Source organism: Mesorhizobium sp. M7A.F.Ca.ET.027.03.2.1, from assembly GCF_003999175.1.
Classification (GTDB): domain Bacteria; phylum Pseudomonadota; class Alphaproteobacteria; order Rhizobiales; family Rhizobiaceae; genus Mesorhizobium.
This window is the reverse complement of sequence record NZ_RZOM01000113.1, coordinates 1-9,284: the sequence shown is the minus strand read 5'-3', so window position 1 is coordinate 9,284 and position 9,284 is coordinate 1. Positions and strand designations below refer to the sequence as shown.

Here is a 9,284-nt window from a genome sequence, read left to right as displayed (position 1 = left end):
GGCCGGAGCCTTCTACCAGGTGGAGTTCGGCGCCGTCCGCGTCTACCGCCTGCTTGCTGACGGGCGCCGGCAGATCAGTGCCTTTCACCTCGCCGGAGAGACGTTCGGCTTCGAGGCCGACACGACGCACCATTTCTTTGCTGAGGCGATCAATTCCACCGGGGTCCGCGTCTTCCGCCTGACGGCTGGAGCGGATATGTCCCATCAGTTGCTGCCCCTGGCGCTCAAGGGGTTGACCAGAGCGCAGGAACACCTTCTGGTGCTCGGTCGCCAGAGCGCCATAGAACGCGTCGCCGCGTTCCTCGTCGACATAGCGGAGCGCCAGGGCGGATTGCGGCAGGTGGAACTACCAATGTCGCGCATGGACATCGGCGATTATCTCGGCCTCACCATCGAGACGGTATCGCGGATCTTCACCCGGCTGAAGGACAAGGGCGTCATCCGCCTGCTCAGCCTGCGCAGCATCGAAATCGTCAGGCATGATGCGCTTCATGCGATGAGCGAATGAGCTGCGCTCCGACTCCTGGATGGTTCTAGCACTTCAGACCAATTGACAGCGGGGCACCAAGAGCAAGATAGCAGCGCGGAGGACAATATTTTTTGCCGCTGGAAGACTGAGGAAACAGCGGGCAAGTCTATCGGCGTTCAGGCTTCGGGAGGAAGGATGGACCGGCACATGGCCACATTGCATGCGGACCGTGTTCAAGCATCGATCGCATCGGATGCCGCTGCAAAATCGGCGCTGGTCGCTTCGTGGCGGCGCTCGGCCTCGTTGCACAGGCTTGATCCTGCAGGCCAGAAGTCACCCCGGCGGTTGACGGACATCGAATTGAGCGTCGCCCGGCAGAAGGTCGAGGCTCTGCTCGCTGCCGCCCAGTCCAGTCTCGACAGGCTCTATCTTGCCGTCGGCGGTGTCGGCTGCTGCGTGTTGCTGGCTGATCGCGATGGTGTCCCGGTCGATCGCCGTGGCGCACCGGTCGACGACGAGACCTTTCATTCCTGGGGCCTGTGGACCGGCTCGGTGTGGAGTGAACACAGCGAGGGCACCAACGGCATCGGAACGTGCCTGGTTGAGCAGCGCGCACTCACTATCCACCGTGATCAGCATTTCTTCACCCGCAACACGCTGCTCAGTTGCACCACGGCACCAGTCTACGATCATTTAGGCAACCTTTGCGCCGCGCTCGACGTGTCGTCCTGCCGGGCCGACCTGACAGAGGGCTTCGTCAATCTCATCGCCATGGCTGTCAATGAGGCCGCCCGACGTATCGAAGCCAACAATTTCCGTATGGCGTTTCCGAAAGCGCGCATCCTGCTGGCACCGGTCGCCGACAGGAGCACGGGCGCGTTGGTGGCGGTCGATGCCGACGACCTTGTGGTCGGGGCGACCCGCGCAGCGCGGCTGGCGCTTGGCATCACGCAGGATTGCCTGGCCAAGCCATTGCCCGCCGCCGACCTCCTGGGCGACGCGCCGGCGGCATCGGAAGACTTGACGGAAGCCGAGCGTTCCGCCATCCAGCGCGCGCTTGCCCGGTCAGAAGGCAACGTTTCCGCAGCCGCGCAAAACCTCGGCATCTCTCGCGCCACACTGCATCGCAAACTCGCCCGGTTCGGCATCCGCCGCCCACATTGATGTTCGCGCCCCGACCTGTCGCAGTTTTGCGACAGGTCGGCCTGGTCCGGCGCCCGGACGGGGCTGACATTGCGGCATCCATCCCGCAACGCTTTCAACCGGAACGTCCGCATCCAGCGGCGTCGCCTTCGGGAGGAAGACATGAACAAGGTAGAATTTTCGCCCGCGGTCAAGGTCCCCTTTGCCAAGCGCTATGGCAACTTCATCGGCGGCAAATGGGCCGAGCCTCGCGCCGGCCGGTACTTTGACAATCATTCGCCGGTGAACGGCCAGCTGTTGTGCGAGGTCGCTCGTTCCGACGCGGCCGATGTCGAAGCCGCGCTCGATGCCGCGCATGCCGCCAAGGACGCCTGGGGCCGCACCAGCGTTGCCGAACGTGCGCTGATCCTCAACCGCATCGCCGACCGCATGGAGGACAATCTGGACCTCCTCGCCCTCGCCGAGACTTGGGACAATGGCAAGCCGATCCGCGAAACGACCGCCGCTGACGTGCCGCTCGCCGTCGATCATTTCCGCTATTTCGCCGGCGCACTGCGCAGCCAGGAGGGCAGCCTCTCCCAGATCGACGACGACACCGTTGCCTATCACTTTCACGAGCCTCTTGGCGTGGTTGGCCAGATCATTCCCTGGAACTTCCCGCTGCTGATGGCGTGCTGGAAGCTGGCGCCCGCGATTGCCGCCGGCAACTGCGTCGTGCTGAAGCCGGCCGAGCAGACGCCGGCCTCGATCCTGCTCTGGGCCGATCTGATCGGCGATCTTCTGCCGCCAGGGGTCTTGAACATCGTCAACGGCTTCGGCCTTGAAGCCGGCAAGCCGCTGGCGTCGTCACCGCGCATCGCCAAGATTGCCTTCACTGGTGAGACGAGTACCGGCCGGCTGATCATGCAATATGCCGGCCAGAACCTTATTCCGGTAACCCTCGAACTCGGCGGCAAGTCACCCAACATCTTCTTCCAGGATGTGCTCGCGGAAGATGACGACTTCTTCGACAAGGCGGTCGAGGGTTTCGTCATGTTCGCGTTCAACCAGGGTGAGGTCTGCACCTGCCCGAGCCGTGCACTGATCCACGAGTCGATCTATGACCGCTTCATGGAGACGGCGCTGAAGCGCGTGCAGGCGATTGTGCAGGGTGATCCGCTCGATCCGGCCACCATGCTCGGCGCGCAGGCGTCCTCGGAGCAGCTCGATAAGATCCTGAGCTACTTCGACATCGGCCGTCAGGAAGGCGCCGAGGTGCTGACCGGCGGCGGCCGCGCCGAACTTCCGGGCGACCTTGCCGGCGGCTATTACGTCCAGCCGACCGTGTTCAAGGGCCACAACAAGATGCGCGTGTTCCAGGAGGAAATCTTTGGACCGGTGGTCTCGGTCACCACCTTCAAGGATGACGAAGAGGCGCTGTTGATCGCCAACGACACCCTCTACGGCCTCGGCGCCGGCATCTGGAGCCGCGACGCAAATCGCTGCTACCGCTTCGGCCGCGCCATCCAGGCGGGCCGCGTCTGGACCAACTGCTATCATGCCTATCCGGCGCACGCCGCGTTCGGCGGTTACAAGCAGTCCGGCATTGGCCGCGAGACCCACAAGATGATGCTCGACCACTATCAGCAGACCAAGAATATGCTGGTCAGCTACAGCCCGAAGAAACTCGGCTTCTTCTGATCACTCCGGCGGCGCCGTCACAGCAGCGAGGTCCGTCTGGACCGCGCTGCTGTGCAGGTCTTCTTTAGCGTTGTGCCGGACGGTCGCAGGTCTAGGAGGCCTCTCGGCCACCCCATCGCAAAAACGGAGATGGAAGAGAAGGAGAACTTTCGTGTGCAGTTATTGTACACGGGCTCTTATAACTATTTGATTTCGTTTATTTGTATGCCCCTACCATCATTGCGACGAGTCGTGGTTTTCAACCTCGTGAGGCCGATCCCGACTTGCCGTCACGCTTGCTTACGATAGCAAAAGAGCGCCCCCTCAATAGTGGGTCTTGCGATGTAGCGCTCTCCCCTCGAACCCCCGACACGTATGAAGCTAAATTAGTCCTTTCTGCTCAGCAGATCAGAAAGTATTCGCCGGCTCGGAAGTGCGGGCCAGGCACATGCACGATCCGTCGTTTCTCTTCGTATCGAACGGCCAGCTTCGAGCATTCGGCGTGAGATGGCCTCTTGCTGCTGGCGCAGATGGTCGCTCAGCAACTTGTTGCGTGTGATGTAGCCTGCGTTAACGCCCGGGATCGAGTGGTTCATCAGAAGATGCACATCAAGCTCCGCAATGCCCGCGGTTTGCGCGATCGTGCGGAAAGTCTGCCGCAGGTCATTCCCCCATTTCGACAGATCGCTGCGTTTCTCTTTATGCTCGATGATGTGACCGCTTTCGCTCTCGGCCGGGAACAGCCAGTCACGCGATTGCTTGGCGTAGAGCGCCCGGCCAATACGCATCACTCGAACCAGGCAGCGGACCATGGCGTTCGAAAGCGGTATGTCGAAGGCCTTGACCTCGCCACCCTTCGGCCTGGGTATGTGCAGGACACGCGCGCGAAAATCGACATGCTCGACCCTCGCCTTCCTGATCGCCTCAGGGCGATGGCCTCACAGCAGCATGAACAGATGGAGTTCTCGACGAACTGGATTCTTCAAGGCCGCGAGCTGGGTGAACCATTCTTTGAGATCCGAAAGCCCGAGCGCGGTGTCGCGCCGATGTTCGGCGTTCCAGTCTATGGCTGAGACCGGGTTGTCCGCAGGCAGCGTGCGGGCAGCCTTACGAGCATGATTGTAGACGGCGCGCAGCGTTCGCATGCACCCATTGGCAATGTAGGCGCCGTTCTCCTTGGTGAGCTTTCCGTGCCGCACAGTCACGAGGGAAGGATCGTTGCCCAGCTTGGAAAGGGGTTCGTCAAGCCAATCGGCCAGTAGTCGCTCGATGTGATCACGATAGTTGTTGATCGTCCCATCGCTTCGGCCTTTGTTCTTCATATGCCCGTCGCGATAGCGCTCCCAGGCAATGCGAAGCGTGGGGTTCGCAATCGAAGGCAAATCAGCCGCTGCAGCTTCGCCGTCCCGCTTGCGCGTCGACGCGCGAGGGTCCACGCCGTTGGCGATCTTGCCGAGAATGTCCTTGGCCTTCGCCCGCGCCGCGCGCGTTGTGAGTTCTCCAACTTCGGCTACCTTCATCCGGACGGAAAGACGCTTGCCCGCCTTCATTCGATCACCCTGGACGACGAATGTTTTCTTCCGTTTGCCCACGAGCACCATGAAGCCCTGCAGGTCGGTGTCCCGAGCAAAATATTGGCCCGAAGACGCCTGCTGGAGGCTTGCAACGGCGCGGTCGGTAAGGGGGAGTCGAAGGTCTGTCATGAGATTTAGTACGGCATTAGTACGGTGATTGCATCGGATTTGATTTGTCGGTTTGCCTACGCTATGATAGCCGCGCCGTACGAAAACCACAACAACTTGAATATGTTAGAACCGTCGAAATCGTACAACGACCGGCATTGGGAAACAACAGGAAAGGCCGTCTGACAAATTCCTAATCTGTAGGTCACAGGTTCGATTCCTGTCGGGATCACCACGCTTTTCACCAGCTTAGCAACTGACGTCGTACTTTTCGCGAAACAGTGCAACGAATTCTAAGCTCGGCGGGAATGCATCGCCGAACAATCCAGCTTCGCTACGAAGAGCGGGCACTACAATGGCCCTTTTGTCTGGCCGAAGGCTGCCGGCAGGATCATTGCGAGGTGATGGTTGACCGTGGTGCGCTGTGACCTAGCTTAAAGTTCATGATGGACAGTCAAGAGCCGGGAAGTGGCGAATTGTCCGCACCGGCGAACTCTCGCGAGGTTGATATGCAGAGGCGCAAATCGGCGTCTCAGGGCCCTGCATGTGTCCTTGATCGGCCATTGCCCGCCAAGGAATATCAACTGCGGCGATCTATCAGCGCGCGACCGGCGCCCCGTCATCCGCAACAATTCGCAAGTACCAGAAGGATCCCGACGAAAGCGACGTTTCGAGGGCGGTAAGCCTTGGCCAATACCAAGGCGGATGACCAGACATCGCTTTACGAACTTGACGATACACCCCAGAACGCACGGGCACGGCAATGCCAAATTATCTTGCCGAAATGTATGCAGACGACGTAAATTTGGCCATTCTGATCGCAGTGGTGACGCTTGCATCGGTGGGCGTCTATCTTGTGCTCCGGCGTATCCTTGCCGCGGTGCGACGGAGCCGCCTTGCAGCGTTTGACGAAGGCAGATCCGGTATCGCCGACGAGGCTTCTTGGGAATGGGAAAGCCCGGCCGGACTTGTCGCCGGACCTGCTTCTTCCAAGGCTGCCAACCCCTTGCATGCGGTCGGCCTGGATGTTCGGGCTCAAAATACCAACTACTCTCGGTTCGGAGTGCGAATCGAGCATTTCGCCGCGACATCCGAACCCAGCGGGAGCTCGTTGGTGACCGGTGCTCCTGCACCGAACAGTGTGCAGTCTGGCCGGCTTGCAGCATCCATCAGCGCGATCGCGGAACATGGGAAGCGGATTTGCGGGTCGGCATGGGACCAATTGCGCCATAGAGCTTCACCGCCAAAAATTGCTCCGTTGGCCTATGCTGCGGATCGCGGTTTGAATTTCACAGCTCAGATGGGAGATCCCGACCCGGCCATGGCGCCTGCCTCAAACCCTGTCGTTCGCAGGCCGATCGTTCTTGTATCGCGTTTGGGTCTCGCCGCCATTTGTCTGGCCGCGCCGATTGGCTATGCGATGATGAGACAAATCTGGGTCGAAACCGCTTCAGCCATCTCGCAAACCCAAGACCAGGCCCATCGAGACCTTTCGCGCCCGTTGAAACTTCAGGCGAGTGCCGAATTGCTTGGCCCGGATCTCACGGTTAGCCAGGCGCAAGCCGGGACGGATCGTGCTCAGGCCGCCGCTGCGAGACAATTGGCCGACCAGGAGCACCGGGCGGCGGAAGGCGAGCGTACCAGGAGCGCCGCTCTGCAGGGAGCGCTCCTCGAGGCGAGCAAGCAGATCCACACGCTGAGGGCAAGCATGGCAGCTGCCGATGACGCGCGCGAGGAGCGGTTGCGCAATGAACTCGCGGCGGCCCGCACTCTTGACGCGTTGCGGCGCATTGCGGGAGATGCCCGCACGATGCTGAGCGAGGCCACCAGCTATGTCCTTGAGGAGATGCCCGCTGCTCATCTCGAGCAGGAGCAGGCCCAAAGGCAGGCGCGCGATTTATCGCAAGCGCGCGTCCAAATTGAACAGCTTCAGACCGAGGCCGCCGAGGATCGCGCCACGGCCAAGGCTTCACTGGCGCAGGCGAGCGGCATGCTCGACGACGAACGCCGGAAGGCGGAGCTGCTTCGTGGCGATCTCGCCGAAGCGAAACTGGCCAATGCCGCACTCATGAAGCGTACGGCTGCGGCTGAGCGGGAACGGACCGACGCGGTCACAGCGAGACAACAAGTGGAGCGGACCGCAGCTGACACGGAGCGAACGCTCGCACGAGAACGCGCTGCAGCAGCAGCGGCCGTTGAGGAGCTGAAAGAAGCTCGCGTCGAGCGCCAGGCGGCTGAACTGGAGCGAGTCAAAGCAGTCTCAGCGAAAGAGCGTGCCGAGCAGGCGGCAACCGAGACGGCACAGGCTCTGGCACGGGAACGTACTACAGCCGTCATGAATCGTGAGGATCTCGACAGAGCCCGCATCGAGCGCGAAGCCGCCGCCCAAGCTCTTTTGGTGCGTGTCGCTAAGCTTCAGGAGGCTCTGGACGAGCAACGCGAGGCCACTGTTTCTCTTGCCCGCGACTTGGCTGCGGCGCGCGGGGACAACGACAGGCTCAGGACTGAGCGCCGCAGCGCGCAGATCGAACCGCCCCTGAAGCCGCGTTCTGGCCGCGCGGCAGCCAACCAGGTGAAGGCCGTCAGCAAGAAGACTGGCAAGGTTCGCAACCCTTCGCGGATGACCCGGGTGCGTTCGATCACACTTCCTTATTCGCTCTTGCCAAGACACGTGACACCGCAGTGATTTCCGACTGCGCGGTCCCTTCCGTGGAAGGCCATCTTTGATGCCCCGCACCCTTGGTAACACACCCGAGGCCTGCTGCCATTTCGGCCAAAGATGAATGGCCCCTCGAATTCACCCTGCTTCATCAGCGAGGTGTTCTGCGCGGTTCGCTATGTCAGGCCGATCACGCTGCCTGTCGCGTCCAATTCGCATTGGATCGCCGCCTGCCGCGTTTCCACGTTGCCTTGCCGCACATAGTCGATGCTGACCTCGATAGGGGCCGAGATCGTCGCCCGACTCAACTGATGTACGAAGCCCGCGCTGGCGACGCGCACGCTGGTCGCCCCAAACGGAGCGGCGGCCGACTCGATGGCATCATGGCAGGCCCGAACGACTTTATCCGGGACGCCCGGCAACGCCTCGGTTCGGCTGACTGTTGATTGAGTGTTGCTGTCGCTGGGAGGCTGGAGAGCGGCCGGCAGGTCGAGCGACTGTCCGCCCCTTGCGGACGCAACAGCAGTAGCGGTGGCCGGACCTACCGTCCCCGGGGCTGCCGCAGTGCCGCTTGTGCTGGTCTCGCCGTCGTCCGCCGACGAACTGGAGCCGCCGGGGTCATCGCCAGTCCCTTTCTGCGAGCCGCCGTGGTTGCCGCCGGCGTCATGACCTCCGCCGCCACCATGGCCACCAGAACCATGGCCGCCGTTGCCATGCCCTCCGCCTTGCTGACCACCGGTTGCAGCTCCTGCGCAAACTACGGCGATCGAGCAAGCTAAGACGAAATACGCACAGGTGAATCCACGCGATTGACGCACGACGACCTCCATGGATGCGTCGGTCCAACCGTCTTTCCGCGGCGTGCAGTCAGAACGGCCGAACCGCCGCTGCCCCCGAGGCAACCTAGCGATTGCCGCGCCCCCGAAAGAACTAGGGGATCGATCCGGTGTATCAAGGATATTTGGCTGGTAAGCGCCGATGAGAGATCGCTTGGCTGGCGAGTGCCGTATCATTCACGTCGAGGCCGACCGTGGATGACGCCGCAGACGCCTTCATGACCCAATGACCGGAGTCCGGGGAGTGGCCTGGCCGAGGCCCGGGCGAATGCAGAGATCAGCTCCGCCATGGCGAACCATGGCGGGCCAGACGGATCACCCCGCCTCAGCCAACCCTGACGACAAAATGCTTCGTCACCGGCTCGATGATCTTCCAGGTTCCCTTGAAATCGGCTTCCACCACGAAGGCATCGCCGGGACCGACCTCGACCGGTGTGCCGCCGTCCGGCGTGATGATGATGCGGCCGGCGATCATGTGCACGAACTCGTAGTCGGTATAGGTCGCGTGGTAGGTACCGGGCGTCGCGCGCCAGGTGCCCGACAGCACCTTGCCGTCCTCGGTCGTGTGCTGGACGGCGGTTTGCATGGTCGGCTTGCCCTCGACGACGATCCAGCCAGCCAGATCGCCGGCGTCCGCGTGTTCGACGGTGCCGAATTTGAGGATTGTCTCGCGTGTCATGTGCTGGGCTCCGTTTGGTGGATTGCGTGGCGTTGTTTGCCTGGCCGGTCAAATAACCGATGCACCTGCCGCGAGCAATGCCGGCGCCATACGGCCGGCACCTTGGCTGACGGTGCATCAAACAAAAAACCCGCCTGTGCGGCGGGTCACTGGCGCA

7 protein-coding genes and 1 pseudogene are annotated in these 9,284 nt (G+C 61.8%); 4 read left to right on the top strand and 4 right to left on the bottom strand.

Annotated elements, in window-relative coordinates:
- The 3 genes from EN750_RS07685 to adh all read left to right on the top strand — a co-directional run.
- A partial coding sequence (locus EN750_RS07685; protein ID WP_127396077.1) for a helix-turn-helix domain-containing protein occupies positions 1–508 on the top strand: 508 nt, incomplete at its 5' end.
- 156 nt (positions 509–664) lie between these two features.
- Entirely contained in the window at positions 665–1,633 is a 969-nt protein-coding gene (locus tag EN750_RS07680) for a helix-turn-helix domain-containing protein (RefSeq protein ID WP_127396076.1), read from the top strand.
- A gap of 141 nt (positions 1,634–1,774) precedes the next feature.
- Positions 1,775–3,292, top strand: a complete 1,518-nt coding sequence (adh, locus tag EN750_RS07675) for an aldehyde dehydrogenase (RefSeq protein ID WP_127396075.1) — start codon at positions 1,775–1,777, stop codon at positions 3,290–3,292.
- Positions 3,293–3,657: 365 nt separating this feature from the next.
- Here the strand turns inward: adh and EN750_RS40530 are convergent.
- A pseudogene (locus tag EN750_RS40530) lies at positions 3,658–4,197 on the bottom strand (integrase); the annotation flags it as partial.
- 12 nt (positions 4,198–4,209) lie between these two features.
- Positions 4,210–4,974 (bottom strand): Arm DNA-binding domain-containing protein, encoded by a 765-nt coding sequence (locus EN750_RS40525; RefSeq protein ID WP_245482647.1) that lies wholly within the window; start codon positions 4,972–4,974, stop codon positions 4,210–4,212.
- Positions 4,975–5,716: 742 nt separating this feature from the next.
- Between EN750_RS40525 and EN750_RS40520 the strand changes: the two genes are divergently transcribed.
- Entirely contained in the window at positions 5,717–7,639 is a 1,923-nt protein-coding gene (locus EN750_RS40520; protein WP_245482646.1) for a hypothetical protein, read from the top strand.
- Positions 7,640–7,788: 149 nt separating this feature from the next.
- Here EN750_RS40520 and EN750_RS07655 read toward each other — a convergent pair whose 3' ends face one another.
- Complete coding sequence (locus EN750_RS07655; RefSeq protein ID WP_189526081.1) at positions 7,789–8,442, bottom strand: hypothetical protein; 654 nt, start codon at positions 8,440–8,442, stop codon at positions 7,789–7,791.
- A gap of 331 nt (positions 8,443–8,773) precedes the next feature.
- The gene (locus tag EN750_RS07650; RefSeq protein WP_127266678.1) at positions 8,774–9,127 is read right to left on the bottom strand and encodes a cupin domain-containing protein; all 354 of its coding nucleotides are present in this window, start codon (positions 9,125–9,127) and stop codon (positions 8,774–8,776) included.
- Between the last annotated feature and the right edge of the window lie 157 nt (positions 9,128–9,284).